The organism is Amycolatopsis sp. NPDC005961, from assembly GCF_040629235.1.
Lineage (GTDB): Bacteria > Actinomycetota > Actinomycetes > Mycobacteriales > Pseudonocardiaceae > Amycolatopsis > Amycolatopsis camponoti.
In genome coordinates, this window is sequence record NZ_JBEXVF010000005.1 from 85,936 (window position 1) to 112,911 (window position 26,976).

Sequence of the window (26,976 nt, forward strand, 5' to 3'; positions counted from 1 at the left end):
GCCAGGCGTGCGGTATCAAGGGGGACCGGCAGCGCCGCGGCCGCGTCGAACAGAGTGCCCGCGGGCACCGACCGAGCCGGAGGATGTGTGTGACCGAGCCTTCCGAGGCGGGCTCCGAACCGGTCGAGGCCGACCTCGACACCGGGCCGATCCGGCTGCCCGGGTACGGCTTGACGGATTCCGGCGCGTTCGAAGAGGCGCCGACACCGCCCTCGGGCAACCCCGCGGCGTGGCCGCACGCGGTGTCGCCGCTGCTCCCGCCGTTCCAGCTGCCGCCGGCCCCGCCCGCTCCCGTCCCGTCGGCGCCCGTTCCACCGGCACCCGCCGGGCCGCCTCCGCCGGTGGCCGGCCCGCCGCCGAACCCGGGCTCGCCCGCGCCGCTGCCCGCGCTCGGCTCGCCGCGCATGGAGCGGGAAAGCGTTGTCGCGCTGTTCCTGGTGCACATGTTCCCGATCGGGCACCTGCCGGTGGCCATGGACCGGCCGGCGTTGCAGCTGCCGCTGCCCGAGGATCCGGAGGGCTTCGGCCCGAACGACCACCCGGACGCCCGGCTGATCTTCGACGACCAGGCGCTCACCAACGTCACCGCCGGGTTCCGCCGTTCGCCGACCGCGCCGCCGCGGCCGGTGCCCCGGCACCTGACCGACGGGTATGTCCCGTATGCCCGGGCGACGCAGGCCGTCTGGATCCGCCGGTTCGTCCTCGGGCACAGCGAGCTGGGGCCCGAGTACGCGTGGCCGCCGGGCGACCACTACCCGGAGGGCGGCATCGAGCCGGCCACGCCGGTGATGGTCCCGATGAACACCGTGCTCGACCGCTTCGGCCCGGCGTACGGGCGCGTGTTCTTCGCCGACGGCACGCCGTTCGCGGAACGCTCGCTGCCGCCCGGGATGCTGGACGCCGAATACCGCCGGTACGTCGTCGTGCGCGCGGTGCCGATGTGGCGTTCGGAGACGGCGAACTGGTTCGGCCAGGTCGGCGGTGGCGTCCGGTTCCGGGCCCTGCTGGCGGCCGACGAGCTCGTGACCCTCGGCTACCTCGCCGAGGCCAAGGGGGATGAGGACTGATGAACACGCAGTCGATCCAGCGCTGGCTGGGCGTGCTGGGCGTGCCGCCGGAGGTCGTCTCGCTCGGCGCCGAGGTCGACAACGCCTGGTGCCTGATGCAGGGCGAGGACGAGGCGTGGGAGGTCTTCTGGCGGGAGCAGGGCAACCGCTACGACTGGGCGCGGTTCACCAGCGAGCAGGTGGCGTGCCACTACCTCTTCGGCCGGCTGGCCTGGGCGCAGGTCGCCCGCGGCGCCGTCGGCCTGCTGCCCGGGTCGTGACCCGCACGACCCGGGCAGGCGGGTCAGCTCACGGCGTAGGTGAAGATGTGCGCCGCACCGGCGCCCGTGGACGTCGGCAGGGTGAGTGACTTGACCCGCTTGGCCGGGTCGAGGGCGATCGGGGCCGTCGCGAACAGGTACGACGTGTAGGGCCGCTGCAGCCGGAACATGTACCTCGGGAACGCCGAGTTCACGTACGGCACCGACGCGACGACCGTGTTCCCGAACTGAGGCGTTTCCTCGCCGCCCCGCAGCAGCCACTCCGACAGGCCGAGCGCGCCCTGCTGCGTCGAGCCGTCGGTGTAGGTGACCGTGACGCTGCCCTGCGCGTCGCCGCCGGTCGCCGAACCGAGGAACGACAGCTTCGTCGCGCCCGCCGGGGCGTCCACCGCAAGCGTTTGCCCTGAGGCGATCACGTTGTCCGGCGACCCCGGCGGGCTCGACGGCCACGTGAACTCCCGCACCTTCGCACCGGGCTGGATGCCGCTCGCGGCCAAGCCCTGAGCCGAATAGGCGAACTGGCCGGGGTAGAGGTCCGTCTCGCCGAAGTCGCCGTACTGGACGAACCGATCGTCCGTGACGCCGACGTTCGTGTTGGCCGCGGGCAGCGTCCCCGGCTTCCCGACCGTCACCGGCAGGTACGCGGGCACCGGCTGCCCGGTGAACTCCACCGGCACACTCGTGTAGGCGTCCGGTGTCCCGGCGGCGGCCGCGACGCGGACTTGCTGCGACGCGGTCCCGTTCGGGCCCACCGCGAGCGTGCCGCTCGACGGCGTCACGGTGATCCCGGCCGGCGGCTTCGCCCGCCAGGTCACCTTGCCCTGGCCGGTGATGCCTTCCGCGATCACGGTGGCGGTGGTCGCCGAGCCGGGAGCGACGACGATCCGGCCCGGCCCGACGCGGCCGCGCACCGGCACCTCGCCGTCGCGGAAGGACGGCGGCGCGTCCGAGGCCTTCGAGCCCCACGACGTCGGGGACGCGCCGAGCGTGAAGTCGAGCCGGCCGCCGTTCACCGCGAAGGACTCCGGCAGCCACGGCTTCGTGCTCGACTGGCCGTTCACCTTCAGGCTCTTCACGTACTTCACCGAGCTGGACGCGCCGGGCGCGGTGATCGTGGTCCGCTGCCCGGTCGCCCGCGTCAACGTGATCTTCGGGAACATCGGGCTGGCCAGCACCATTTCGGCGCGGCCGGGCGCTTCCGGGTACATGCCGAGTGCGGCGAAGACGTACCACGCCGACGTCGCGCCGAGGTCGTCGTTACCGGGCAGGCCGTCCTCGGTCGGCTTGAACAGCAGCTCGGCCGAGCGGCGCACGATGTCCTGCGTCTTCGACGGCGCGCCCGCGTACGCGTACTCCCACGGCACCTCGAACGACGGCTCGTTGGACATGAACGCGTACGGCGAACTGGCGTCGCTGTTCAGCTTCGTGAAGAAGAAGTCGAGCCGCTTCTTCACGGCGTCGTCGCCGCCCATCGCGTCGAAGAGCCCGCGGACGTTGTAGGGCACCATCCACGTGTACTGCGCCGCGTTCCCTTCCTGGTAGCGCATTTCCTCGTACTTCGCAGGGTCGAACGGCGACAGGAACCGACCGTCGCGCAGCCGGGTCTGCAGGTAGCCCGTCGCCGGGTTGTAGACGTTCTCCCAGTACTGCGCGCGGGTCATGAACTGCTGGTAGGTGGTCTTCTGGCCGAGCCGCTGGGCCAGCTGGGCGATGCCGAAGTCCGCGGTCGTCTCTTCGAGCATGTCCGAGACGTTGTTCGGGTGGTAGCCCAGCGCCTGGTAGTCCGACAGGCCCGGCCGTTCGAGGGCGCGCTCGCCCGCCTGCTGGACGTGGGTGGCGCCGTTGACCATCGACTTCAACGCCTGGGCCGCGTCGAAGTCCGTGGCGCCGAAGGCGTACGTGCTGGCGATGATCGAGTGGTACGGGTCGCCGCCCATCACGCCCATGAAGTCGTTGTTCTGCGACCAGCGGTCCCAGATCCCGCCGGCCTGGTTCGCCTGGTTGAGCATCGACTGCGCCATGTCGGCGGCCTCGTGCGGCGCGAGCATCGAGAGCAGCTGGACCTCGTCGCGGTAGGTGTCCCAGCCGGAGAAGTTCGCGTACTGCGCGTGGCCCGGTTTCGTGCGGTGGATCGCCTTGTCGAAGCCCGCGTAGCGACCGTCCACATCGGAGAAGACGTTCGGCTGCAGGAGAGTGTGGTAGAGCGCGGTGTAGAAGGTGCGCGTGGCCGCGTCCGTGCCGCCTTCGACGGCGATCTGCCGGAGCCGGTCGTTCCACGTCCGGCGCGCGTTGTCCTTGATGGTCTCGAAGGAGTCGTGACGCTGTTCGAGCGCGGCGTTGAGTCGCGCGCCCTGGGTGTCCACATAGGACAAACCGACGCGGACCTGGACCGGCTTGGCGGGGTCGAAGGTCAGGTAGGCGCCGGAGCCGCCGTCGGCGGTGACGACCTGCTTGTCCCACCTGTCCTTGCTCAGGTCACCGCCGCGGGCGCTGGTGCCACCGGGCGTCACGGTCGCGTCCTGCCAGGTCCCGGACGTCGCGAACGGCTGGTCGAAGGACGCCGAGAAGTAGACCTTGTACGTGTTGGGGCCGCGGCAGAAGTGGCCGCTGGAGACCCAGCCTTCGACGGTGCGCTTCGCCGGGTCGACGGTCACCGAGGCGTCGTCGCTGCCCATCGCGGACTGCGCGACGTCGATGAGCAGCGTGGCGGGCGAGTTTTCGGGGAAGGTGAAGCGGCCCATGCCGGAGCGCTGGGTCGCGGTCAGCTCGGTGGTGATGCCGGAGTCCGTCGTCACCTTGTAGTAGCCGGGGGACGCGGATTCGTTCGGGTGGCTGAAGGTGGGGAAGTACGGCGTGGCGTCCTTCGCCGGTGACGTGGTGATGTTCCCGGCGAAGGGGAGGAACGGGACGTCGCCGGCCGCGCCACCGCAGCCGGCGCCGTTGAAGTGGGTGAGGCTGAAGCCGCGGAGCCGGTTCTCTTCCCACGCGTAGCCGCCGTCGCGGTCGCGGGCGTAGTAGCGGCCCTGCCCGGCGGGCGGCTTGGGCTGCAGGGGAGTGTCGGGACTCCACTGCACCATGCCGAAGGGGACGTCGGCGCCGGGGAAGGTGTCACCGGCGTAGGTGTTGGTTTCGGGGGTGTCGCCGGCCTCGGCGCCGACGAACGGGTTGACGTAGGCGGCGAGGTCGGTCGCGTGAGCGGCGGCTGCCGGAGTGGCTGGGCCGGTCGTGATGGCCGTGAACAGGGGAATGACCAAAGCCGCGGTGACGACTCTGCGCATGCTCTTCCTCCCGGGGTGAGTGGGGCACCCGGGGCTGACAACGTTGTCAGGGAGCAGGGGTGACCCGGCGAGCACTGGGAGTGAACCACCGGTGGTTCAGACCGGTCAAGAAGTGCCCGCCGAGCGGCCTATCCGGTTACCTCTTGAGGATCCCCAGGACGTCCTCGTGCAGCAGGCCGTTCGTCGACAGCGCGCTGCCGTTGTCGTACCGGCCCGAGCCGTCCAGGTCGCTGAAGCGGCCGCCCGCCTCGGTGACGATCACCTGGGCCGCCGCGACGTCCCACGGGTTCACGATGCACTCCGCCGCCACGTCGAGCGCGCCCTCCGCCACCAGCACGTGGTGCCAGAAGTCGCCGAACGCGCGGGTTTCCCAGCACGCGTCCACCAGGTCCAGGTACTTCTCGCGCGAGTGGTACTCGGTCCACGAGTTCAAGTCCGTCGTGGACAGATAAGCGTCCGAAAGGGACGACACGCCGGAAACCGACAGCTGCCGCGTTCCGGCCGAATCGCTGGAGAACGCGCCGGACCCGGCAGCCGCCCACCAACGGCGGCCCAGCAGTGGCGCGCTGATCATGCCGACCACCGGGTCGCCGTCTTCGACGAGGGCGATCAGGGTCGCCCAGACGGGTACACCCCGGAGGAAGTTCTTGGTGCCGTCGATCGGGTCGAGCACCCACGCCCGGCCCGTCGCCGCCGACCCGCCGCGTTCCTCGCCCAGGACAGCGTCGGAAGGGCGCTCGGTAGCCAGCAAAGCCCAGATCGCGTCTTCGACCGCGGTGTCCGCGTCGGTCACCGGGGTGCGGTCGGGCTTGCGCTCGATCCTCAGGTCCAGGGCGCGAAAGCGCGCCGTCGTGATCGCGTCGGCGGCGTCAGCCAGCCGGGTGGCGAGGGCCAGATCATCTCCGTAGCCAGGCACGGTCACGATGGTTTCACGCCTCTTCGCCGTAGAGTTACGCAGGTGAGCATGGTCCTACTTGCCGAAGACGATCCGGCCATCGCCGAACCGCTCTCCCGCGCCCTCGAACGTGAGGGATACGAGATCCACGTCGTCACCGACGGTCCTTCGGTCCTCGACGCCACCGCCGCCCAGAGAGTCGACCTGCTCGTGCTCGACCTCGGGCTGCCCGGCATGGACGGCCTCGAGGTCTGCCGGCGCCTGCGCGCCAACGGCACCGAGCTGCCCGTCCTGATGCTCACCGCCCGCACCGACGAGGTCGACTTCGTCGTCGGCCTGGACGCGGGCGCCGACGACTACGTCGCCAAGCCGTTCCGGCTCGCCGAGCTGCTCGCCCGGATCCGCGCGCTGCTGCGCCGCCGGGTGCCGGAGGTGCTCGAAGCCGGCGGCGTGCGGATGGACCTCGGCGCGCGGCTGGTCACCGTCGACCTGCACGAGGTGCAGCTGGCGAACAAGGAATTCGAGCTGCTGCGCGTGCTGATGAGCCGCGCCGGGCAGGTCGTCAGCCGCGACGAGATCCTCGCCGAGGTCTGGAACGACCTCGAGTCGAAGACGTCCAAGACGCTCGACATGCACATGTCGTGGCTGCGGCGGAAGCTCGCCATCGCCGCCGACGAGGCCGCCGGGCGCACCAGCAAGACCCACGACGGCGAGCGGCGGATCGCGACCGTCCGCGGCGTCGGTTTCCGGTTCAACGCCGAATAAGCCGTGCGCCGTCGCATCCTGCTGGCCATCCTGCTGGCCGTGGCCGTCACCGCGGCGGTCCTCGGCATCCCGCTGGGCATCGTGGCGAGCTGGCAGATCGAGTCGAGCTACCGCGAGACGCTCGCCGAGAACGCCCGCGCCGCCGCGGCGATCCTCGACACCGAGATCGCCAACGGCCAGGAGATCGACCTCGACCAGGTGCGCGCGGCGGTCCCGGCCAACGGGCTGCTCAGCGTCCAGGTCCCCAACCAGCAGGAGAAGCGCTACGGCAACGACCCGGGTCCCGACACCGTCACCGAGACGGCGGACCTGGCTCGCGACGGCAAGGTGGCGATCGCCGTCCCGGCCGGCCCGATGCACGAGCGCCAGACGACGGTGACGCTGGTCGTCGTGCTGCTGGTGCTGCTGTCGGTCGCCACCGGCGCGGTGGTGGCGATCGCGACGGCCCGGCGGCTGGCGAAACCCCTGCGGCACGTCGCCGAACGCGCGTCCCGCCTCGGCGGCGGCGACTTCCGGCCCGACCCGAGCCGCTACGGCGTCGGCGAGCTGGACATGGTCGCCGAGGCGCTGGACGCCTCCGGCACCGCGCTCGCCCAGCTCGTGCAGCGGGAACGCCAGCTCGTCGGCGACGTCTCGCACCAGCTGCGCAGCCGGCTCACGGCGTTGCAGCTGCGGCTGGAACCGCTCACCGTCCACCCGGACGAGGAGGTGGCCGACGAGTCGAAGGCGGCGCAGGAGCAGGCCGACCGGCTCGCCGAGGCGCTCGACGAGCTGCTGGCGGCGGCGCGCGCGGCGCGTGAGGTCGGCGCGGAACCGGTGGACCTGCCGAAGCAGCTGCCGGAAATGGCGCAGGAGTGGCGCGAGCTGCTGCGCTCGGAGGGACGCAACCTCCGGATGCGCGTGGCCGACGGCCTGATGGCGCGCGCGACACCGGGACGGCTGCGCGAGGTCGTCGGAGTACTGCTGGACAACGCCCTGCGCCACGGTTCGGGCACGGTCACGGTGGTGGCGCGCCGCGGCGACGCCGACGGCACGGTGGTGGTCGAAGTCAGCGACACGGGTCCGGGCGTCCCGGACGAGCTGGCCCCGCACATCTTCGAACGAGGCTTCTCCGGCGGCGGCTCGACGGGTGTCGGGCTGGCGTTGGCGCGGGCGCTCGTCGAGGCCGACGGCGGGCGGCTGGAGCTGTCCAACCGCCGCCCGGCCGTCTTCAGCCTGTTCTTGAAGGTGCCGCGGCCCAGCGATGTCCCGGAAGTCCGGTGGCCCGCCGAACGCGTTCCGCGTTAAATCAACCCCTCCCGCAACGCATACGCCACGGCGTGCGAACGGTTGCGCAGCTGGAACCGGTTGGTCACGTCGTGCAGGATGCTCTTCACCGTGCGCTGCGAATAACACAGCTCGTCGGCGATTTCCTGCGTCGAATACCCCGCCGCGACGAGCCGGAGCACCTCCGTCTCCCGGTCGCTCATCCCGCCCAGGTGCAGGCCGTGCGGCTGGAGCACTTGGCGCTGCAGGCGGGAAACCCGGTTCAGCAGCCGGCCGAGCAGGTCCGGCGGCAGTGCGCCCTCCCCGGCCGCGGCCGCCTTGATCAGCCGGACGAGCACCTCCGGCCCGGCGTCGGCGCGGCGGGCGACCGCGCAGACCCCGTGCTCGACGGCGTTGAGGATCTCGTTGTCGTCGACTTCCCCCGCGACCAGCACGATGCGGGTGAAGCCCTGGTGGTGCAGTGCGGACAGCAGCTTGGTCATCGTCTCGTCGAGCCGGTCGGCGACCAGCAACGCGACCGCACCCGCCTCCTCGTCCACCACGCGGACCTCGTCCCGGGAACGCAGCGCCATGCAGACGCCGTTGTGCAGGATCGGATCGGTGGCGCGGACCACCACCGGCGTCCTGTCGGATTCGAACATCGTCACCCATTCCCCTCGAACGGTGTGCGAGAGTTCCACCCCTCACCCTGTCCAGAATGCCCGTCTCAGTGTCCCGGGCGCATGGGACCGGCGTCCCGATGTTGCCCGGATGGACGCCCGTCAGGACCGGCCGAGACCCGCGTCCCGGGCCCGGACGATCGCTTCGGCGCGATCGGCGACGTGAAGCTTGGCGAAGACGTTCGAAATGTGGTTACGCACCGTTTTGGGGCTCAGGCACAGGGTGTGCGCGATGACGCCGTTGCTGTGCCCGGCCGCGATGAGCGACAGGACCTCGCGCTCACGCGCCGTCAGCTCCGGGAACACCGGCTCGCTCGCGGGCGGTGGCTGGTTGAAGAAGCCGAGCAGGCGGTTCGCGATGTCGGGGCCGAAGATCGCTTCCCGCCGCGCGACCGCCCGCACCGCGCGGATGATCTCGTCCGGCTCGGCGTCCTTGAGCAGGTAGCCGCGGGCACCGGCGCGCATCGCCGCGAAGACCGACTCGCTTTCGTCGGCCATCGTCAGCATCAGCACGCCGGTGTCCGGGCTCACGGCCGCGATGTGCCGGGTCGCCTGGATCCCGGACAGGTCCGGCAGGTGGAGGTCCATGACCACGACGTCGGGGAGCAGCGTGCCCGCGGCGTCGATCGCGGCGCCACCGCCTGCGGCCTCGCCGACGACTTCGATCCCGGGCTCGGCGTCCAGGAGCGTGCACACGCCGAACCGGAACAGCGGGTGGTCGTCCACGACGAGGACGCGCAGGTCCTGGCTCATCCGGTCACCTTCCCGCCGTCACCCCCGGTAATGGTAGGGGAACGCGGCCGCATTCTCACGTGCCCAATCGGCGAACGTCAGCGGCGGCCGGCCGAGCACGCGGTCGACGGTGTCGAACACGACGTGTTCGCGCTCGGCGGACTCCCGCTTCAGCGCGAAGAAGCCGTCGACGGCTTCGGCGGGCCAGCCGTACTTCCGCATCATGCGTTCGCGCGCGGCGCTTTCCGGCTCTTCGACGTACTTCACCGGACGGCCGAGGGCGTCGGCGAGGATCGCGACCTGCCGCTCGGTCGTGAGGGCTTCGCCGCCGGTGAGCTCGTAGGTCGCACCTTCGTGCTCGGACGTCGTGAGGGCGAGCGTCGCGACGGCGGCGATGTCCCGGACGTGGATCAGCGCGGACGCCGACTCGCCTTCGGGGACGTAGACGGCGTTCTCGTCGCGGATGGTTTCGCGCCAGGCGAACCGGTTGTCCATGAACGCGCCAGGGCGCAGGATCGTCCACGCCGGGCCGGCTTCGCGGATCGCCTGCTCGGCTTCGGCGTGGGCGCGGGTGATCGGATCCGTCTGTCCGAAGTGGACACCCGTGGTGGACAGCTTGACGAGGTGGGTGGCACCGACGCTCGCGGCGGCTTGCGCGACCGCTGCTTCACGGTCGGCGCTGTGGCCTTGCGTCAGAACGAAAACGCGGTCCGCGCCGTCGAGGAGGCCCGGCAGGTCGGCGGTGTCCAGGTCGGCTCGCACGACTTCGGCGCGCGGGTCGATGCGGGCCTTGGCCGGGTCCCGGGTCAGTGCGCGGACGGCGGCGCCGGCGTCGAGGAGGGCGGGAACGAGGGCGCGGCCGATCTTGCCGGTGGCGCCGAGGACGAAGATCATCGGGAAGCTCCTTCGAGCGGGACGTGCGGGAGTGCGAACGCCGTGACGACGGCGAGCGCGAGGACGGGCAGCAGGGCGAGGAAAACGCCGTGCGTGCCGGCGTTGTAGGCGAAGCCGAGCGCGACCGGGCCGAGGCTCGAGCCGAGCGCTCGGGCGAGGTTGACGCCCGCGGCGACGGCACCGCGGTCCGCCGGCGGCGCGGTGTTCTGCGTCGCCATGGCGAGCACCTGCAGGTTGAGCCCGGCCGCGAGGCCGAAGACGACCAGGCACGCCAGGATCAGGGGCAGTTCGTGCAGCGTGGTCAGGCCGAGCACGGCGATCAGGCCCAGCGCCGTGCTCAGCCGGGGCGCCCAGCGGTAGGCGCCGGTGCGGGCGATGATCCTGCTCGCGACCACGGACGAAAGCGACACGGCGAGCGTCATCGGCACCAGCCGCAGCCCGCCTTCCGCCGGGCCGGCGTCGGCCTGCAGGAGGATCGCGATGTAGTTGATCGAGCCGAGGAACGCGAACCCGGCGAGCACGCTGAGCACGACGGACACGGTGAACGTGCGGTCCTTGAAGAGGCGCAGCGGGAGCACGGGCGCTTCGGCTTTTCGCTCGGTGAAGACGAACGCGACGGCCGCCACCGCGCCGAGACCGACCGACCACGGCGTGATCAGGGTGAACCCGGTGATCGCCCCGCCGAGCAGGACGACGCCGGCGAAGTCGAAGGGCGCTTCCCGCCGCCGTCTCGGCAGGTCGAGGGTCTTGAGGAGCGCGACGGCGACGAGCCCGAGCGGCAGGTTGACCAGGAAGATCGACCGCCACCCGGCGAGCCCGGTGAGCACGCCGCCGACGACCGGCCCGGCGAGCGACGCGACGGCGAAGCAGATCGAGAACCATCCGAAGTACTTCGCGCCTTCGCGCGGCGTGAACATCTCGCCGAGCGAAGCGCCGACGGAGACGAAGAGCCCTCCGGAGCCGGCGCCCTGCAGAACCCGGCCGACGATGAGCGCGGTGGCCGACGGCGCCAGCCCGCAGGCGAGCGAACCGAGCAGGAACAGGCCGAGCGCGCCGAGGAGCACGCGTTTGCGGCCGAAGACGTCGCCGAGCTTGCCGTACAGGGGAGCGGTGACGCTCCCGGCGAGCAGGTAGGCGGTGGTGACCCAGGCGTAGGAACCGGTCCCGCCGAACTCGGCGGCGACCCGGGGGAGCGCGATGGCGACGACCTGGGCGTCGAGCATCGCGAGGAAAACGGACAGGAAAAGCCCGGCAAGGGCAGGTTTTTGGGCGCGCTTCAGCGCGGTGGTACTCACGAAAAGTCCTTGTTTCGTCAGAAGGGACGAGAGATGCGGACGCGGCTCGGGGCACGCGTCCCGTCGAGTCGGGAAAAGGCTCCATCGTCACCCGCGAACGGGTGCGACCTCTTCGCGCTCGGAAACCACCTCGAATCGTCCCGCTCGCCCGGCCGAACCCGGACGGCGTCCTCACAAAGGAACACTGACGAGGATGACTTTAGACAACTACATGTCAGAGGACAAGTAGTTTCCTTGGAGCAGGGCGCCATCCGGGTGAAGCGGGTCCTCCGTGCTCAACGGCGGAACGAGGTGGGGCGTTTCCGTCGCGACGGCCCCGGACCGACCGGGGCTCGGCTGGAGGGAAACGTCGATGACGCGCACAAGTCGAACGGTCCGCAACGGTGTGGCGGTCTCCGGGATCGCTCTTGCCTTGGCGGCCGTGCTGGTCACGCCGGCGAGTGCGAGCAGCGCCTGGCCGAACGACACGTTCCGCTTGTGCACCACCCAGGGCTGCGGCGGGCAGGCCATCGGCGGCGTCATCTGGGGCAATCGGACCTCGACGGTGCAGGGGACCGTGGCGGACTACCTCGCGAGGGGCACGACCGTGTACTTCGAGGCCTACGCCGGGGCGACCAAGATCGACAGCGCGACCAGGACCGCCTCGGCCCACGACGACGTGCCCTTCAACTTTTCGATCGGCGACCCCGATCGGGTCGGCGGTTTCGACCGGCTCAAGATCACCGTCTGCGAGAGCGGGAAGACCTACTGCACCGTCCCGGTCAACGCCGATCGCGACGACGATCCCGAGTACTTCGTGCAGATGTAGCCGCTGAACCCGGGTCAGTGCAGGCGGGTCACGTCGCCGGTGTCCCGGCGGCGCTCGCCCAGCTCGTCCGGGAAGACCCACTTCTTGAAGCCCCAGAAGCGGAAGAACATCGCCAGCAGCATGCCGATGATCGACCCGCTCGCGAAGTCCGCGACCTCCTGCACCAGCCGCGTCACGTGGGGGACCTCCAGGTCCAGCACGTACCGCGAGACGTACAGCGGGATCAGGTTCACCACGACCGCGATGCCGCTGATCACGAAGAACAGCGCGGCCTCGTGGTGGCGCTCCCGGCCGCCGCGGGTGCGGAACGACCACTCGCGGTTCAGGATGTACGACACGATCGTCGCGACGATGATCGCGATCGCCTTCGCCGTCGTCGGCTTCGACTCCAGCACCGACAGCTTCAGGAAGTACCAGACGCCGTTGTCGACCAGGAACGTCGTGCCGCCCACGATCCCGAACTTCAGCAGCTCCCGGTGCTTGATGAGCACCGAACGCAGCGGCTCCGGCGTGCGCTTGAGCACGGTTTCCACAACGGTCACAGCATGCAGTCTAGGAGCACACCGCGTTGACCTGTGGTTCAGGCGGCCTTCCGGTCCTGAATGTCCGGATCATCCGCGACCGCGACGACGCCGCGCGCGTCCTCGTCCGGGAAGACCCACTTCTTGAACGCCCACCACCGGAACGCCGTGCCGAGCAGGGTCCCGATGATGATCCCGCTGACGAAGTCGGCCACCTCGACGCCGAACGGCGACAGCCGCGGCGCCTGCAGGTCGAGCACGTACCGCGAGAACCACTGCGGCAGCGCGTTCAGGCCCAGCGCGACGCCGCTGATCAGGAAGAACAACGTCGCCTCGTGGGCCCGCTCCCGGCCGCCGCGGGTGCGGAACGACCACTCGCGGTTGGCGACGTAGGAGAAGATCGTCGCGACGAGGACGCCGACGATCAACGCCGTCACCGGGTGGGTCCGCAGCACGGTGAACTTCAGGCCGTAGTTGACGGACATCGTGATCACGAAGCTGATCCCGCCGACGACGGCGAAGCGGAGGAGCTCGCGATGCTTCTTCAGCAGCTCGCGCACCGCGCGGACGCTACCCGGTCAGCCAGCCGAATCCCTTCTCGGGGGTGACGGTCGGTCGCTGGTCGGCCGGCTTCGTCCCCGGTTGCGGCGGCGCGCTCGTCGTGGTCGGCGACGTCGGGGGCTCGGTCGTCGGCTCGGTCTTCGTGGTCGTCGCCGGGGGCGTGGACGTCGGCTTCGAGGGCGACGTCGGGGCCGGCTTGGACGGTTTGGTCGTCGGCGTCGTCGACGTCGTCGGGAGCGGGTCCTTGCCGCACCAGTGGTGGTAGCAGCCGAAGTCCACGGTCACCGGCTGCGCGGCCGCCTTGCCGAGCTTCGCGGTGATCGTCACGCGCCCGTCGTCGGGACGGCCCTTCAGCCGCACCCACAGGTTGACGTGCTGACCGGGCGCCAGCGCCGTGTTCGTCGTGCAGGTCGCGCCCTCGCCGGACGGCGTGCACGGGAAGCCGCGCAGGCTCCACCACTGCCACAGCGGGTGGTCGAAGGTGACCGTGACCGGCTTCGTCGACTCGCCGGTGTTGCGCACGCGCACGTAGACCAGCGGGTTGCGGGTCCACGGGAACGCCGAGAGCCCGTCGCCCTGGGCTTCCAGGACCACCGCGTCCGGCGGCAGTTTCACGGTGACCTTGACGCTCACCGCGACGTTGATCCGGACGCCGGCGGTGACCGAGCCGGTCACCGTGCCGCCTTCGGCGTCGTCGTCGGCCCGGAGGCGGAAGTTCAGCGTCGCGCTCTGGCCGGGCTGCAGGCCCGCGCCGGTCTTGCACGTCACCACGCCGTCACCACCCGGGCAGTTCACCGAGATCGGGCCGCCGTCCTGCGCGAACGCCATCGGCGCGCCGCCTCCGCCGGCGTCGACCGCGTGCACGCCCGGCGGCAGCTTCATCGCGGCGACCACCGGCTCGGACGGGCTGCCGCCGTCGTTGCGGACGGTGATCGGCAGGTTCATCGCGGTGCCGGGACTCAGTTCGAGGCCGTCCGGCGGGGTGGTCGCGGACATCGACGGCGGCGCCGGGGCCGGCGGTGCGGGGGGCGCCGGCGCGGGCGGCTCGACCGCCGGAGGAGCGGGCTCGACGGGCGGGGCCGCCGGAGGCGCGGGCGGAGCGGGAGGTGCGGGCGGCTGGGCCGGCGCGGGCGGGGCCGGGGGCGGCGGTTTGGGGGCCGGCGGGTTGACCGGCTGGACCACCGGCGGCGGCACCTGGGCCGCGACCGGGATCTCCTGCGCCCCGCCGCCGGCGGTGAGCGCGATGACGACGGCCGCGACGACCGCCGCGCCCGAGGCGGCGACCCCGGCGAACTGACGGGGTCCCGCGGCCGCGGCTCCGGCGGCCGCGCCGGCCTTGCCCCCGGCCGCGGCGGCTCCGGCGGCCGCCGCACCGGCCGCGGCCGCGGTGGCCGCGCTCGCCTTGGCCGCGCCGATCGTGGCGAGGTAGCCGAGCGCCGCGCCGCCCAGGACGATCGGGGCGATGATCGCGCGCAGCCCGCCGTTGACGTCGGCGAGCTCGGCGGCCAGCGCCCGGCAGTTCTCGCACTCGTCGAGGTGGTTCTCGACCTGGGAGCGTTCGCGCTTGGACAGTCCGTCGCGGGTCCACGAGCCGAGCCGCTCGGCGCAGGCGCGGCAGCGTTCCTCGGCGTTCTCCTGCAGGTGGACCTGCAGGTACGCCTGGCGCAGCCCTTCGCGAGCGCGGTAGGCCAGCGCGGAGACGCCGTTCGCGGTCAGCCCCAGCAGCGGCGCGACCTCGGCCGGGCTCTGCTGCTCGATCTCGGTGTGCCAGAGCACCGCCTGCCAGCGTTCGGGCAGCCGCGCGAACGCCTTGGCGGCCATCGTCCGCTCGAGTCCCGCGACGGCGGTGTCGGAGAACGGCACGGTCAGTGCCTCGGCCGAGACGTCGGCCATGTCCTCGTTGAGGTCGACCCGGCGTTCCTTGCGGGTGCGGTCGTACGCGGTGTGACGCAGCGCAGTCAGCAAGTACGCCCGGAAGGCTGTGTCCGGCCCCTTGCCGCCACGCAGAGTGTCGAGCACTTTCGCGAACGCCTCGGATACGAGGTCGTCGGCTTCGGAGCTCGAACGGGCCAGCTGACGAGCGAGATTGTGGGCCGCACCGGTGTGACGTTCGTAGAGCGGCCCGTACGACTCGATCTTTCCCGCGCGGACCTCGGCGATCAGCTCGGCGTCACTCTTTCCGCTGAGATCGGCGGGAACGGTGGACACGGCACTCCTCGGTCGGTTAGGGCCAGGACCTGCCATTACAGGCGGGTCCGCGACGCGTGACAAGTGTGACTGACCCACCCCGAGCCGTCACGCTGTGGTCGGGGTGTTGACTCCGACGGCGCATCGAAATCACCCGACCCCGGGTCGCGCCGTGGAAAAGCTTCTTAACAAAACTCGCGAGTACGCGTCACGGCGTCCGGTGGGGCACGTCCTCACCGTGAAGCACCGAGCAAGATCGACACGGACCGGACGAAAGGGGCAGGCCGCCAGTGGACGTTCCGGCTACGCGCTCCGGTCCCGGTGACGCCCCGCTCGCCGACCGCGCCCTGCGCACCCTGCGTGCCCGCTGGCGGACGGCCAGCCTGGCCGCCGGGTGGCGGTTCCCCAGCGACTGGGCCCTGCCCGAGGTCGACGCCGTTTGCGCGGCCGTGATGGCCAAGGGCCGCGTCGAGGCCGCCGAAACCGCGTTGGCCGGGCTGGCCCGCGCCCGGGCGGCGGCCGGTGCGGGGCTCGCGGAAACGCTCGCCGACCTGGCCGCGCTGCACGCGGTCCTCGACCACGCCGGCGACGGGTTCGTCTCGCCGGACGTCGACGCCACGCCGGCGCGGCTGCTGCGGACCACCGCGCTGGCCTGGGCCGACGTCGCCACCGACCAGCTCGTGCACACCGAGGTCACCGACCCGCTGACCGGCCTGCCCTCGGCCGCCTACCTGCGCACCCGGCTCTACGAGGTCTACCGGGCCGCCGCCGCGCGGGAGCGGCCGGCCGCCGAGGACCACGTGCTGCTGGTCGTCTCGCTCGACCTCACCACGGTCACCGGGTTCCCGCGGCTGACCGGGATGATCCTGGTCGCGGACGCGCTGCGGGCGGTGTTCGACAGCGGGCAGAGCGTCGCTTCGCTGGGGACGTCCGTCGTGGCCGCGCTGGTCCCGAAGGACGAGCGGGTCGCTTCGCACGGCGTCGCGCTGCGAAGAGCGTTGCACGAGCGGCTTTCCGTGGATTCGCAGCTGGCGGACGCCGGCCGGCCCCGGGTGTCGGCGGTGCGCCTGCCCGCCACCCACGAAATGGCCTGCGACCTGCTGGCCCACCTCGCCCGCGTGTAGTACGGGTGAAATGTCCGATTCTGGCCGGGGCCGTCTGACCCCGATCAGGCGGCTCATGATTTCCTGGTGAGGTGACCCGGACCGTATCCACCGACGTCGACGGCGCAGTCGCGGCCAGATCGCAGCACCGCCTGGCCCTGCGGAAGTCACTCGCCCGCCTGTCCGTCCGCCCTCGGTCGATGCTGATCCTCGCGGTGATCCCGCTGGTCGCGATCGGATACGGCATCTGGGGCTGGCAGCACGACTGGGTGCTCGGCGTCGACAGCGCGGTCTACCGGGCCGGTGCGCTCACGCTGCTGCACGGCGACTCCCTCTACGACGCGAACACGCTGGCCCCCGAGCCGTGGTGGGCGCTGCTGCCGTTCACCTACCCGCCGACGGCCGCCCTGATCTTCGTGCCGCTCGCGGCGTTCCCGACGCAGATTTCCTGGGGCCTGATCACCGCGATCTCGCTGGCGGCGATGGCGTTGTCGATCCGGATCGCGATCGGCGCCCTGCCCCGCCCGGCCGCCGACGGCCCGCGCTGGTGGGCCTCGCCCGCCCGCTCGACCATCGTCTTCTTCCTGGTCTTCCTCGCGCTCGAGCCGGTGTGGCGGACGATCTTCCTGGGCCAGATCAACCTGGTCCTGATGGCCATGATCATGCTGGACATGCTGGTCATCGGCGCGCGCGGCAGCCGATGGGGCGGCGTGCTGGTCGGCGTCGCGGCGGCGATCAAGCTGACGCCGCTGGTGTTCCTCGGGCACCTGTTCATCACCGGCCGCCGGATGGACGCGATCCGCGGCTTCGCCACGTTCGTCGTGCTGCAGGGGCTGATGTTCCTGATCAACTCGCACGACGCGGCCAAGTACTGGACCGTGACGCTGCCGGACACCGGCCGCATCGGGCCGGTGCACTGGGCGGGCAACCAGTCGCTGAACGCGCTGATGAACCGGGCCACCGACCTCGCGCCGTGGGCGTCGTCGGCGGCGATGGGCATCGGGTTCCTGCTCGCGATCCCGGCGCTGTGGCTGCTGGTCCGCTTCCACCGCAAGGGCCAGGCGCTGGCCGCGCTGCTCGTCACGGCGTTCTGGACGCTGCTGATCTCGCCGATCTCGTGGACGCACCACTGGGTGTGGGTGATCCCGCTGATCGTGCTGCTGGTCTCGCGGCTGCCGAAGACCACCCCGAAGACGGCGTGGAAGCGCTGGGTCGGGACGTTCCTCGCGGCGTTCGTGTTCGTCAGCTGCGTGCTGCTGATCCTGCCGAACGGCCGCAACGTCGAGCTGCACTGGACGGTCTGGCAGAACATCCTGGGTGACGCGTACATCCTGATGCCGGTCGTGCTGGCCGTGGCGCTGAGCCTGCGCTGGGGCCTGCAGCGGCGGGCCAGGAAGAAAGCCGCGACGGACGAGCATGTCGACGTCGCGTCCGGCGTCTGAGGTGCGGGGCCGGCTCCTGGCCGGCGGGATCGCGCTGCTGGTGCTGGCGTTCGGCGTCGTCGTCTGGCTGGCCGAGTGGCACCTGGGCGCGGACAGTGCCGTGTACCGCGCCGGGGCCATGACGCTGCTGCACGGCGACCCGCTCTACACGCGGGACGTGCTGACGGCGCTGCCCGACTGGGTGCGGCTGCCGTTCACCTACACGCCGGCCGCCGCGCCGCTGTTCCTGCCGCTCGCGCTCGTGCCGTCCGGCCTGGTGTGGGGCGTGATCGCGTTTTTGTCGGTGGTCGCCCTTATGGTCGTGATCACGGTGGTGCTGTCGTCGCCGGGGCACTCGTCGCTTCTGGGAAGAAGCTGGTGGGCGCTGCCGGCGGGAACGGCCATCGCGCTGGCGCTGGAACCGGTGTGGAAGACGCTGTTCCTGGGCCAGATCAACTTGATACTGATGGCGTTCGTGGTGCTGGACGTCCTGGTGCTGTCGGCCAGGGGGTCGCGCTGGGCGGGCGTGCTGATCGGCGTGGCGGCGGCGATCAAGCTCACCCCGCTGATCTTCGTGCCGCACCTGTTCTTCACGGGAAGGTGGAGAGACGGGCTGCGGGCCCTGGGCACGTTCGTGGCGCTCGAAGCGGTGATGTTCGCGGTCATCCCGGTCGACGCGGCGCGGTTCTGGCGGGATTCCGCGACCGACCCGAGCCGGGTCGGGTCGGTGCACTGGATCTTCAACCAGTCGCTCAACGGGCTGGTCAACCGGGCTTCGCACCTGGCGTCCTGGTCGCTGGCGGTGGCGGTCGGGGTGGCGGCGGTGCTCGCCGTGCCCGCGGTGTGGCTGGTCGTGCGGCTGCACCGGCGAGGTGAGGACGCGGCGGCTCTGCTCGTGACGGCGTTCTACGGGCTGCTGCTGTCGCCGGTGTCCTGGTCGCACCACTGGGTCTGGTGCGTGCCCTTGCTCACGCTGCTCGTTGTCAAGGCGCGGTGGTGGGCCGCGGCGGCGGTGGCGGCGCTGTTCCTCTCGCAGATCGTGATGCTCGTGCCCAACGGCGGTGACGCGGAGTTCGGCTGGGGCCTGGGCTGGTCGGTCCTCGGCAACGTCTACGTGCTCGCGGCGGCGGGCGGGATCCTCGGCCTGGCGGCGCGTGAGCTACGTCTGGTCCGGCGGTCACCGCAGGTCGTCACCGTTTAGGCTGGGCGCGCTATGGACAAACACACCGGTCTGCCCGTCGTGGGCATGGTGGGCGGCGGTCAGCTGGCCCGGATGACCCACCAGGCGGCGATCTCCCTCGGCCAGTCCCTGCGCGTGCTCGCGGCAGGGGAGAACGAAGCCGCGGGGCTCGTCGCCGGCGACGTCACGCTGGGGCACCACACCGACCTCGACGCGCTGCGGAAGTTCGCGGCGTCGGTCGACGTGCTCACGTTCGACCACGAGCACGTGCCGGGCGAGCACCTGCTGACGCTGGCGATGGAGGGCTACCTCATCCGGCCGGCGCCGTCGGCGCTCGGCTTCGCGCAGAACAAGCTGGTGATGCGCGAGATGATGGCGGGTCTCGGCGTGCCGGGCCCGGCCTTCGCCGAGGTGTCCACTGTGGACGACGTGGTGAAGTTCGGCGGCGAGCACGGCTGGCCGGTGGTGCTCAAGGCGTCGACCGGCGGGTACGACGGCCGCGGCGTCTGGATGCTGGACACCGCCCAGCACGCGCGCGAGACCGTGCCGGAGCTGCTGGAAGCGGGCACGGCGCTGCTGGTCGAGGAGAAGGTGGCGATGCGGCGGGAGCTGGCCGCGCTCGTCGCCCGCTCGCCCTTCGGCCAGGGTGCGGCGTACCCCGTGGTCGAGACGGTGCAGACCGGCGGCATCAACACCGAGGTGCTGGCCCCGGCCCCGGGCCTCGCGCCCGAGCGCGTGCACGAGGCACAGGACCTGGCGCTGCGGGTCGCGTCGACGCTGGACGTCACCGGGCTGCTCGCGGTCGAGCTGTTCGAGACGGACACCGGGCTGCTGGTCAACGAGCTGGCCATGCGCCCGCACAACTCCGGGCACTGGACCATGGACGGCGCGCGCACGTCGCAGTTCGAGCAGCACCTGCGGGCGGTGCTCGACTACCCGCTGGGCCGGACGGACCTCATCGCGCCGGCGTGCGTGATGGCGAACGTGCTGGGCGCGCCGGAGCTGCCCGAGATGGGGCCGGACGAGCGGCTGCACCACCTGTTCGCGCGGTACCCGGAGGCGCGGGTGCACCTCTACGGCAAGCAGGAGCGGCCGGGGCGCAAGCTCGGGCACGTCAACTTCACCGGCGACCGCATGGACGACCTGCGCAACCGCGCGCTGCTCTCGGCGCACTGGCTGTCCCACGCCGTCTGGCTCGACGGCTACGAAATCCACTAGGAGATCAGGTATGGCGCCGCAGGTGGGCGTGATCATGGGCAGCGACTCGGACTGGCCGACCCTCGAGGCGGCCGGTGCGGCGCTGGACGAGTTCGGCGTCGAGTACGAGGTCGGCGTCTACTCGGCGCACCGCACCCCGCAGCGCATGCTGGACTACGCGACGTCGGCGGTGGCGCGCGGCATCCGCGTGATCATCGCGGGCGCGGGCGGCGCGGCCCACCTGCCCGGCATGGTCGCCTCGGCGACGGTGCTGCCGGTGATCGGCGTCCCGGTCCCGCTGAAGTACCTGGACGGCCTGGACTCGCTGCTGTCGATCGTCCAGATGCCGGCGGGCGTCCCGGTGGCGACGGTCTCGGTGGGCGGCGCGCGCAACGCGGGCCTGCTGGCGGTCCGCATCCTGGCGGCCTCGGACGAGGGCCTGCGCTCGAAGATGGCGGAGTTCCAGCGCGACCTCGAGAAGCTGGTCCTGGACAAGGACGCGGCCCTGCGCGCGAAGGCCGGCCACTAGCGGTCACCACGGTACGGTCTTGCCCTCGCGGTCGAGGAACTCGAGGCCGGGCTTGCCGAGCTTGGCCAGCAGGACGTCCACGATCAGCGGCACGGACTCCTCGACGGTGAACGGCGCTTGGTCGCCCCCGAGGGCGGTGCGGATCCAGCCGGGGGCCATGAGCAGCAGGGCCCGGTCGGCCTGCCGGGCGGCGAAGCTGCGCATGAGCATGTTCAGCGCCGCCTTGCTGCCGCGGTAGACCTCGCGCGAGCCGGCCGTGTTGTTGGTGATGCTGCCCTGGCCGGACGACATCGCGCCGATGAGCCCGTCCGCAGGCACGAGGTCCTGGAGCGACTCGATGACGCGCATCGGGCTGAGCGCGTTGGTCACCATCACGTCGACGAAGTCGGCGGTCGACACCTCGCCGATCGGAGTCGCCGGGTTGTTCGTGGTGCCCGCGTTGACGAAGAGCATGTCGATCCGGCGTCCGGCGAGCCGTTCGCGCAGGGGCGGCAGCCGATCGGGCTCGGTGATGTCGAGGTGTTCGACTTCGACGCGTCCGGCGGAGGCGTCGGCCAGGTCGTGCAGGGGTGTCCGGGCGGCCGGGTCGCGGACCGTGCCGATCACGTGCCAGTGGCGGGCGGCCAGCTCGGCGGCGATCGCGTGCCCGAGCCCGCGCGAGGCTCCGATGACGAGGGCGGTTTCCATGGCTGTTCCCTTCGAGCGGTGTGCCCCGAGTCTGTCCACTCGCTCGCCGAGCGTGCCCGTGCGGGTGGCGAATTTGTAGGATTGCCTCGATGAGGGGAGCCGTGATGGCCGAATCCGGCACTGTGCAGGCCGACGATGTGCGTCTCATCCGGGCACTCCAGGTGGCTCCGCGCGCCTCGTTCGCTTCGATCGCGGCCGTCCTCGGCGTCACCGAGAACGCGGTCGGCCGCCGCTATCGGCGGCTTCGGGCCGAGGGCGTCCTGCGCGTCGCGGGCATCGTCGACCCGGGCGCGCTGGGCCAGAGCAAGTGGCTGGTGCGGCTGCGGTGCCGTCCCGGCAGCACCGCGGCGATCGCCGACGCCCTCGCGAAGCGCGAGGACGTCAGCTGGGTGGGCCTCTGCGCCGGGGGCTCCGAGATCGGGTTCGCCGTGCGGTCGCGGACCCGGGAACAGCGGGACGACCTGCTCGGCCAGCAGCTGCCGCGGACCGCGGCCGTCCTCGACATCCACGCGTCGGCGATGCTCCGCCAGTTCGTCGGCGGCCGCGGGCACTACTGGGCCGCGCTGCGGGGCACGCTGACCCCCGAGCAGGAAGCGATGCTCGGGACCGACGCGTCGCCGTTCACGGAAGCCCCGGTCGTGGCGCGTGAGCCCGTGCACCTGACGCCCGAAGACGAAAAGCTGCTCGACGTCCTCGCCGCGGACGGCCGCGCCGCCCTGGTCGACCTCGCCGCGGCGGCGGACCTGACGTCCGGCCGCGCCGCGCGCCGTCTGGAGACGCTGATCCGGCTGCGCGTCGTCCACATCGACGTCGAAATCGCGGCCGAGGCGCTCGGGTACCACGCCCGGGCGCACCTCTGGCTGCGCGTACACCCGTCGGCGGTCAAGGACGTGGGGCGCACGCTCGCGCAGCAGCCGGAAATCGCCTTCGCCGCGGCGGTTTCCGGGCCGTACAACCTCCACGCCGTCGCGCACTGCCGTGACCTCGACGAGCTGTTCGAGTTCACCTCGGACCGGATCGGCGCGCTGCCCGGGCTGCAGAGCATGGAGGTCTCCCCGCTGCTCAAGCACGTCAAGCAGGCGGGCACGCTCCTGTCCGGCGACCGGCTAGCCGGGCAGCTCGCCGATCAGCTGCTGCCGTAGCTCCCGCTTGAGCACCTTCCCGGCGGCGGACACCGGGATCTGCTCGACCACGCGGATCTCCCGCAGCCGCTTGTAGGGCGTCACCTTCTCGTTGACCGCGGCCATCAGCTCGTCGGCGTCCAGCGAACCGCGGGGCACCACGAAGGCGACCGGCAGCTCGCCGACCTCGATGTCGGGCCGGCCCACCACGGCCGCCGCGGCGACGCCGGGCATCGTGATGAGCAGTTCCTCCAGCTCACGCGGGAAGACGTTGTACCCCTTGTACAGCAGCATGTCCTTCTTGCGGTCCACAATGGACAGATAGCCATCGGCGTCGAGGATGCCGACGTCGCCGGTGTGGAGCCAGCCGTCGACGAGGGCGGCCGCCGTCTCCTCCGGGCGGTTGCGGTAGCCCAGCATGATCTGCGGCCCGCGCAGGCAGACCTCGCCCTTCTCGCCCGCCGGGAGCGGGTCCTCGCCGCCCTCGGCCGGGACGACCTTGACCTCGGTGTCGAAGATCGGCACGCCGACCGAGCCGACCTTGCGCGTGCCCGAGCGGTACGTCGGGGAGATGACCGCGCCCATGGTCGCTTCGGTGAGGCCGTAGCCCTCGGCGACGACCACCCCGGGGAAGCGCTCGCGCAGCGCGTTGATCATCGCGTGGTTCATCGGCGCGGCGCCGGAGCCGATCGACTTCACCGAAGACAGGTCCGCGGTGTGGAAGGCGGGCGTCGCGAGCAGCGCGGCGAACAACGCGGGCGCGCCGCCGATGCCGGTGATCCGCAGCCGCTCGGCGTCGGCGATGTAGGCGGCGGGGTCGAAGCGAGAGTGGAGCACGGTCGTGGTGCCGGCGAGGACGGCCGCGTTCAGCCCGCCGATGATGCCCATCGCGTGGAACCACGGCGTCAGGTTGATCGCGACGCCGGTGCCGAGCCGGGACGGCCACTCGTCCTCGCTGCCGATCTGGTCGATGGTGACGTCGCCGTGCTCGTCGAGCGCCGGTACCGAGCCGGTGCCCCAGCACGCGTGCTGGAGGGTGTTGACCACGACGTTGCGGTGCGTCAGCCGCACGCCCTTCGACCGGCCGGTGGTGCCGCCGGTGTAGGCGAGGTGCGCGAGGTCGTCGTGGACCGACGTGCCGGCGTCCGGCCGCTCGTCCGGCTGCCCGGCGTGGAACGCCTCGAACTCGACGGCGCCGGCGGGCAGGTCGCCGGTGGGGCCGACGACGATCGTCAGCCGGGCCGGGATCCGGTCGGCGACGCTCGCCAGTACCCCGGCTACCGGCCCGAACGTCACGACGGCCGCGGCTTCGCAGTCGGCGAGCTGGAAGGCGAGGTCGTCCGGCGGGAGCAGCGGGTTGGCCGGGCTGAAGGTCGCCCCGGCCAGCAGCGTGCCGTAGTACGCGATCGGGAAGGCCAGGCAGTTCGGCAGGTGTAGCGCCACGACGTCACCGCGGCCGACACCCCGCGCCCGCAGCGCGTGGGCGAAGCGGCAGGCCGCGCGGTAGGTCTCGGTGAAGGTGAGGCTGCGGCCGTCGTGGGCGAAGGCGGTCCGGTCGCCCCAGCGGGCGGCGCCCGCGGCGAGGAGGGAACCGACGGGGACTTCGGGGTAGTCGAGGGTGGCGGGCAAACCGGGCGGCGTCGTCGGCGCGGTGAGCGGCATCACTCGACCATACGAATTCTGCGGTCAACGACACAAGGACGAGAGCGACGCAGTCAGTGAACGAGCGCTAACATCGACGGAACCCTCCCGACGTCGTAGAGAAGGTGACCGGAAGTGACCGAAGGCCTGTACCAGCTTGCCGAGGAGCACGAGGAGCTGCGGGCCGCGGTCCGGGCCCTGGCCGAGAAGGAGATCGCGCCGTACGCGGCCGAGGTCGACGAGAACGAGCGCTACCCGATCGAGGCGTACAACGCGCTGGTCAAGTCCGGGTTCAACGCCGTCCACATCGGCGAGGAGTACGACGGCCAGGGCGCGGACGCCGTGGGCGCCTGCATCGTGATCGAAGAGGTCGCGCGGGTCGACGCGTCGGCGTCGCTGATCCCGGCGGTGAACAAGCTCGGCACGCAGCCGATCATCCTGTCCGGTTCGGAGAGCGTGAAGAAGCTGGTGCTGCCCTCTATCGCGTCGGGCGAGGCTTCGGCGTCGTACGCGCTTTCGGAGCGCGAAGCGGGCTCGGACACCGCGTCGATGCGTGCGCGCGCCCGGCTCGACGGTGACCACTGGGTGCTCAACGGCACCAAGTGCTGGATCACCAACGCGGGCGAGTCGTCCTGGTACACGGTGATGGCCGTGACCGACCCGGACGCGGAGAAGAAGGCCAACGGCATCTCGGCGTTCGTCGTGCACAAGGACGACCCGGGCTTCTCGGTGGGCCCGAAGGAGAAGAAGCTCGGCATCAAGGGTTCGCCGACGCGCGAGATCTACTTCGAGAACTGCACGATCCCCGAGGACCGCATCATCGGCGAGCCGGGGACCGGTTTGAAGACGGCGCTGCGGACGCTGGATCACACCCGCCCGACGATCGGCGCGCAGGCGTTGGGTATCGCCCAGGGCGCCTTGGACGCGGCGATCGCGTACGTGAAGGACCGCCGGCAGTTCGGCAAGTCGATCGCGGAGTTCCAGGGCGTTCAGTTCATGCTGGCCGAGATGGGCACGAAGATCGAGGCGGCTCGCCACCTGGTCTACGCCTCGGCGGCGGCTTCGGAGCGCGGGGACAAGCGGGCTGGGTTCATGGCTTCGGCGGCCAAGACTTATGCGTCGGATATCGCCATGGAGGTGACGACGGATGCTGTTCAGCTCTTCGGTGGGGCTGGGTACACCCGCGACTTCCCGGTGGAGCGCATGATGCGCGACGCGAAGATCACGCAGATCTACGAAGGCACGAACCAGATCCAGAAGGTCGTCATGGCCCGCGCCCTGCTCAAGGGCTAGATTGATCTTGATCCGGTAGTTCGGGTACCGGTAAAACCGTTGAGGACCAGCGGACCGTGGCGCCATACTTTGGTCAATCCGCCTCAACAGGTGCACGGGGCGCCCGAGGCGCAAGCCGAACCGGCAGGGTAAGCAGCGACGTGGCGGATGTCGCACGCGTGGTGCGCGATCGGCACCTGCGTATCCCCTGCCGGACCCGCCTCGCGGTCACGCCGATGACCCCGGCATCGGCCACGAACCAGATCTGGAAGGTCGTCATGGCCCGGGCTCTTTTGAAGGGTTGGTCCCGGGCACCCCGAAGCCCTCATTGTGACTACGGCCGGCGGGACCGGGTCAAGGCGGGAAAGATGCCTTGACCCGGTTCCGCCGGCCGTGTTTCGGCTTCGGATCGGGGTGCGGGGGAGGTCTGGGTTCTCGATCCTCCTGGCTCCTCCGTGACCCTTGCGTGTTGCCCTCTGGCGCCTTGTTGCGCCGGGGGCCTTTGTCATGTTCGTGAGTGGCACTTTGGTCATCTTGTGTCACTCGTAGCAGGTCAGAACCCGGAAGAAAATCACTCACCAGGGGGAGTGTCCGGACAAGTTACCCGCGCGTTAACACTTCGGTGATGCGGATCACCATCGGTTCACAGAGAGGTGAAACGGATGGGCGCAACGACGCGCAGGTGGCTCACGGCGGCCGTCGCCACGGTGGCGGCGCTGGCACTCGGGGCCGGTACCGGGCAAGCCGCCGAAAAGGAACCCACCGGGCCCGTGCAGCCCAACATCCTCGCCGCCGCGCTCTACTCGCTCGGCGCGCCCACCATTGCGCCGCCGGGGGCGAACGACTGGAACTGCAAGCCCTCCGCTCAGCACCCGAACCCCGTGTTGCTTTCCAACGGGACCACCGCCAACGCCTACGAAAACTGGGCCAACCTCTCGCAGAAGCTGGCCGACGCCGGTTACTGCGTCTTCGCCGGCAACTTCGGCGGGGCGCCCGGGAGCTTCCTGCAGACCGTCGGGCCCATCGCCGTTACCACGAAAGCGCTTGCCGCCTTCGGGGACAAGATCCTCCGGGCCACCGGGGCGAAGAAGCTCGACGTCGTCGGGCACTCGCAGGGCGGGATGAACGTCCGGTACTGGATCAAGTACCTCGGTGGCGCGGACAAGATCAGCCGGCTCGTCGGGCTGTCGCCGTCCAATCACGGGACCGATCTCTTCGGCCTGCTCAGCACCCTCGAGATGATCCCCGGCGTGCCGGCCGCGCTCGGCACCGTCTGCCAGTCGTGCAACGAACAGGCCGTCGGCTCGGACTTCCTCGCCGCGCTCAACTCCGGGGGCGAGACCGTCGACGGCATCCAGTACACCGTCATCCAGACCCGCTACGACGACGTCGTCACGCCGTACACGAGCGCGTTCCTGGCCCCGAGGCCGAACGTGAAGAACATCCTGCTGCAGAACGTCTGCGGGCTCGACTTCACCGACCACCTCGGCATCACCTACGACCCCGTCGCCCAGGGGCTGGTGCTCAACGCGCTCGACCCGGCCCACGCCAAGACGCCGCCCTGCGTGCCGGTGCCGCCGGTGATCAGCGGGCAGATCGGCTGAGTTTCGCCACATGAGACATAACCCACCGCCGGG

At 71.1% G+C, this 26,976-nt stretch carries 24 protein-coding genes; 13 read left to right on the forward strand and 11 right to left on the reverse strand.

Annotation, left to right across the window (positions count from 1 at the left end):
- Positions 1–83: 83 nt before the first annotated feature.
- Positions 84–1,067, forward strand: a complete 984-nt coding sequence (locus ABZ342_RS06535; RefSeq protein ID WP_360469437.1) for a TNT domain-containing protein — start codon at positions 84–86, stop codon at positions 1,065–1,067.
- Complete coding sequence (locus ABZ342_RS06540; protein ID WP_003105220.1) at positions 1,067–1,327, forward strand: hypothetical protein; 261 nt, start codon at positions 1,067–1,069, stop codon at positions 1,325–1,327. Before ABZ342_RS06535 ends, ABZ342_RS06540 begins: the two co-directional genes overlap by 1 nt.
- A gap of 23 nt (positions 1,328–1,350) precedes the next feature.
- Here ABZ342_RS06540 and ABZ342_RS06545 read toward each other — a convergent pair whose 3' ends face one another.
- On the reverse strand, positions 1,351–4,605 hold the full coding sequence (locus tag ABZ342_RS06545; RefSeq protein ID WP_360469440.1) for a GH92 family glycosyl hydrolase: 3,255 nt from the start codon (positions 4,603–4,605) through the stop codon (positions 1,351–1,353).
- Between the two features lie 136 nt (positions 4,606–4,741).
- A complete protein-coding gene (gene hisN, locus ABZ342_RS06550; protein WP_360469442.1) occupies positions 4,742–5,527 on the reverse strand; it encodes a histidinol-phosphatase in 786 nt (261 codons plus the stop codon).
- Positions 5,528–5,569: 42 nt separating this feature from the next.
- Between hisN and ABZ342_RS06555 the strand changes: the two genes are divergently transcribed.
- Positions 5,570–6,265, forward strand: coding sequence for a response regulator transcription factor (locus tag ABZ342_RS06555; RefSeq protein WP_155549497.1), 696 nt, complete (start codon positions 5,570–5,572; stop codon positions 6,263–6,265).
- A gap of 3 nt (positions 6,266–6,268) precedes the next feature.
- The gene (locus ABZ342_RS06560; protein ID WP_155549117.1) at positions 6,269–7,552 is read left to right on the forward strand and encodes an ATP-binding protein; all 1,284 of its coding nucleotides are present in this window, start codon (positions 6,269–6,271) and stop codon (positions 7,550–7,552) included.
- Here ABZ342_RS06560 and ABZ342_RS06565 read toward each other — a convergent pair.
- The 4 genes from ABZ342_RS06565 to ABZ342_RS06580 form a co-directional block, all read right to left on the reverse strand.
- A complete protein-coding gene (locus ABZ342_RS06565; RefSeq protein WP_360469754.1) occupies positions 7,549–8,172 on the reverse strand; it encodes a response regulator transcription factor in 624 nt (207 codons plus the stop codon). The genes ABZ342_RS06560 and ABZ342_RS06565 overlap by 4 nt on opposite strands.
- A gap of 120 nt (positions 8,173–8,292) precedes the next feature.
- Positions 8,293–8,943 (reverse strand): response regulator transcription factor, encoded by a 651-nt coding sequence (locus ABZ342_RS06570; protein ID WP_360469446.1) that lies wholly within the window; start codon positions 8,941–8,943, stop codon positions 8,293–8,295.
- 18 nt (positions 8,944–8,961) lie between these two features.
- On the reverse strand, positions 8,962–9,816 hold the full coding sequence (locus ABZ342_RS06575; protein WP_360469449.1) for an NAD(P)H-binding protein: 855 nt from the start codon (positions 9,814–9,816) through the stop codon (positions 8,962–8,964).
- Positions 9,813–11,111, reverse strand: coding sequence for an MFS transporter (locus tag ABZ342_RS06580; protein ID WP_360469451.1), 1,299 nt, complete (start codon positions 11,109–11,111; stop codon positions 9,813–9,815). The genes ABZ342_RS06575 and ABZ342_RS06580 overlap by 4 nt, the downstream gene beginning before the upstream one ends.
- Before the next feature lie 352 nt (positions 11,112–11,463).
- Here ABZ342_RS06580 and ABZ342_RS06585 point away from each other — a divergent pair, with 352 nt between their 5' ends.
- Positions 11,464–11,919 carry a hypothetical protein gene (locus ABZ342_RS06585; protein ID WP_360469454.1) on the forward strand — a complete coding sequence of 152 codons (456 nt, stop codon included), beginning with the start codon at positions 11,464–11,466 and terminating at the stop codon, positions 11,917–11,919.
- 14 nt (positions 11,920–11,933) lie between these two features.
- Here ABZ342_RS06585 and ABZ342_RS06590 read toward each other — a convergent pair whose 3' ends face one another.
- Genes ABZ342_RS06590 through ABZ342_RS06600 form a run of 3 tightly spaced genes read right to left on the reverse strand, consistent with a single transcriptional unit; the run spans position 11,934 to position 15,209 of the window.
- Positions 11,934–12,461: a GtrA family protein gene (locus tag ABZ342_RS06590; RefSeq protein ID WP_196425896.1), complete on the reverse strand. Its 528-nt coding sequence runs from the start codon at positions 12,459–12,461 to the stop codon at positions 11,934–11,936.
- A 38-nt stretch (positions 12,462–12,499) separates the two neighbouring features.
- Positions 12,500–13,000, reverse strand: a complete 501-nt coding sequence (locus tag ABZ342_RS06595) for a GtrA family protein (protein WP_360469457.1) — start codon at positions 12,998–13,000, stop codon at positions 12,500–12,502.
- A 10-nt stretch (positions 13,001–13,010) separates the two neighbouring features.
- Positions 13,011–15,209, reverse strand: a complete 2,199-nt coding sequence (locus ABZ342_RS06600) for a sigma-70 family RNA polymerase sigma factor (RefSeq protein WP_360469460.1) — start codon at positions 15,207–15,209, stop codon at positions 13,011–13,013.
- Positions 15,210–15,478: 269 nt separating this feature from the next.
- Between ABZ342_RS06600 and ABZ342_RS06605 the strand changes: the two genes are divergently transcribed.
- From ABZ342_RS06605 to purE, 5 genes are all read left to right on the forward strand, one after another.
- Positions 15,479–16,312, forward strand: coding sequence for a GGDEF domain-containing protein (locus ABZ342_RS06605; protein WP_360469463.1), 834 nt, complete (start codon positions 15,479–15,481; stop codon positions 16,310–16,312).
- A 71-nt stretch (positions 16,313–16,383) separates the two neighbouring features.
- Positions 16,384–17,733, forward strand: coding sequence for a glycosyltransferase 87 family protein (locus ABZ342_RS06610; RefSeq protein ID WP_155549125.1), 1,350 nt, complete (start codon positions 16,384–16,386; stop codon positions 17,731–17,733).
- Positions 17,708–18,913 carry a glycosyltransferase 87 family protein gene (locus tag ABZ342_RS06615; RefSeq protein WP_360469466.1) on the forward strand — a complete coding sequence of 402 codons (1,206 nt, stop codon included), beginning with the start codon at positions 17,708–17,710 and terminating at the stop codon, positions 18,911–18,913. The genes ABZ342_RS06610 and ABZ342_RS06615 overlap by 26 nt, the downstream gene beginning before the upstream one ends.
- A gap of 12 nt (positions 18,914–18,925) precedes the next feature.
- The gene (locus ABZ342_RS06620) at positions 18,926–20,110 is read left to right on the forward strand and encodes a 5-(carboxyamino)imidazole ribonucleotide synthase (RefSeq protein WP_360469469.1); all 1,185 of its coding nucleotides are present in this window, start codon (positions 18,926–18,928) and stop codon (positions 20,108–20,110) included.
- A 10-nt stretch (positions 20,111–20,120) separates the two neighbouring features.
- Positions 20,121–20,618: a 5-(carboxyamino)imidazole ribonucleotide mutase gene (gene purE, locus ABZ342_RS06625; protein ID WP_155549128.1), complete on the forward strand. Its 498-nt coding sequence runs from the start codon at positions 20,121–20,123 to the stop codon at positions 20,616–20,618.
- 3 nt (positions 20,619–20,621) lie between these two features.
- Here purE and ABZ342_RS06630 read toward each other — a convergent pair whose 3' ends face one another.
- Complete coding sequence (locus ABZ342_RS06630; protein ID WP_360469473.1) at positions 20,622–21,305, reverse strand: SDR family NAD(P)-dependent oxidoreductase; 684 nt, start codon at positions 21,303–21,305, stop codon at positions 20,622–20,624.
- Positions 21,306–21,394: 89 nt separating this feature from the next.
- On the opposite strand from ABZ342_RS06630, the gene ABZ342_RS06635 reads away from it, so the two are divergent.
- On the forward strand, positions 21,395–22,447 hold the full coding sequence (locus ABZ342_RS06635) for an Lrp/AsnC family transcriptional regulator (protein WP_360469476.1): 1,053 nt from the start codon (positions 21,395–21,397) through the stop codon (positions 22,445–22,447).
- Here ABZ342_RS06635 and ABZ342_RS06640 read toward each other — a convergent pair.
- Complete coding sequence (locus ABZ342_RS06640) at positions 22,412–24,088, reverse strand: AMP-binding protein (protein ID WP_360469479.1); 1,677 nt, start codon at positions 24,086–24,088, stop codon at positions 22,412–22,414. The genes ABZ342_RS06635 and ABZ342_RS06640 overlap by 36 nt on opposite strands.
- A 114-nt stretch (positions 24,089–24,202) precedes the next feature.
- On the opposite strand from ABZ342_RS06640, the gene ABZ342_RS06645 reads away from it, so the two are divergent.
- Both ABZ342_RS06645 and ABZ342_RS06650 read left to right on the forward strand, forming a co-directional pair.
- On the forward strand, positions 24,203–25,360 hold the full coding sequence (locus ABZ342_RS06645; RefSeq protein WP_155549132.1) for an acyl-CoA dehydrogenase family protein: 1,158 nt from the start codon (positions 24,203–24,205) through the stop codon (positions 25,358–25,360).
- 641 nt (positions 25,361–26,001) lie between these two features.
- Positions 26,002–26,943 (forward strand): alpha/beta fold hydrolase, encoded by a 942-nt coding sequence (locus ABZ342_RS06650; RefSeq protein ID WP_360469482.1) that lies wholly within the window; start codon positions 26,002–26,004, stop codon positions 26,941–26,943.
- Positions 26,944–26,976: the final 33 nt, after the last annotated feature.

Bases quoted from the DNA above. Each gene is read 5' to 3' on its own strand.
- ABZ342_RS06630 (WP_360469473.1), bottom strand. From the start codon at position 21,305: ATGGAAACCGCCCTCGTCATCGGAGCCTCGCGCGGGCTCGGGCACGCG.
- ABZ342_RS06545 (WP_360469440.1), bottom strand. From the start codon at position 4,605: ATGCGCAGAGTCGTCACCGCGGCTTTGGTCATTCCCCTGTTCACGGCC.
- ABZ342_RS06575 (WP_360469449.1), bottom strand. From the start codon at position 9,816: ATGATCTTCGTCCTCGGCGCCACCGGCAAGATCGGCCGCGCCCTCGTT.
- ABZ342_RS06650 (WP_360469482.1), top strand. From the start codon at position 26,002: ATGGGCGCAACGACGCGCAGGTGGCTCACGGCGGCCGTCGCCACGGTG.
- ABZ342_RS06535 (WP_360469437.1), top strand. From the start codon at position 84: ATGTGTGTGACCGAGCCTTCCGAGGCGGGCTCCGAACCGGTCGAGGCC.
- ABZ342_RS06640 (WP_360469479.1), bottom strand. From the start codon at position 24,088: ATGCCGCTCACCGCGCCGACGACGCCGCCCGGTTTGCCCGCCACCCTC.
- ABZ342_RS06540 (WP_003105220.1), top strand. From the start codon at position 1,067: ATGAACACGCAGTCGATCCAGCGCTGGCTGGGCGTGCTGGGCGTGCCG.
- ABZ342_RS06615 (WP_360469466.1), top strand. From the start codon at position 17,708: ATGTCGACGTCGCGTCCGGCGTCTGAGGTGCGGGGCCGGCTCCTGGCC.
- ABZ342_RS06635 (WP_360469476.1), top strand. From the start codon at position 21,395: ATGAGGGGAGCCGTGATGGCCGAATCCGGCACTGTGCAGGCCGACGAT.
- ABZ342_RS06565 (WP_360469754.1), bottom strand. From the start codon at position 8,172: ATGTTCGAATCCGACAGGACGCCGGTGGTGGTCCGCGCCACCGATCCG.
- ABZ342_RS06585 (WP_360469454.1), top strand. From the start codon at position 11,464: ATGACGCGCACAAGTCGAACGGTCCGCAACGGTGTGGCGGTCTCCGGG.
- ABZ342_RS06570 (WP_360469446.1), bottom strand. From the start codon at position 8,943: ATGAGCCAGGACCTGCGCGTCCTCGTCGTGGACGACCACCCGCTGTTC.
- ABZ342_RS06620 (WP_360469469.1), top strand. From the start codon at position 18,926: ATGGACAAACACACCGGTCTGCCCGTCGTGGGCATGGTGGGCGGCGGT.
- ABZ342_RS06555 (WP_155549497.1), top strand. From the start codon at position 5,570: ATGGTCCTACTTGCCGAAGACGATCCGGCCATCGCCGAACCGCTCTCC.
- purE (WP_155549128.1), top strand. From the start codon at position 20,121: ATGGCGCCGCAGGTGGGCGTGATCATGGGCAGCGACTCGGACTGGCCG.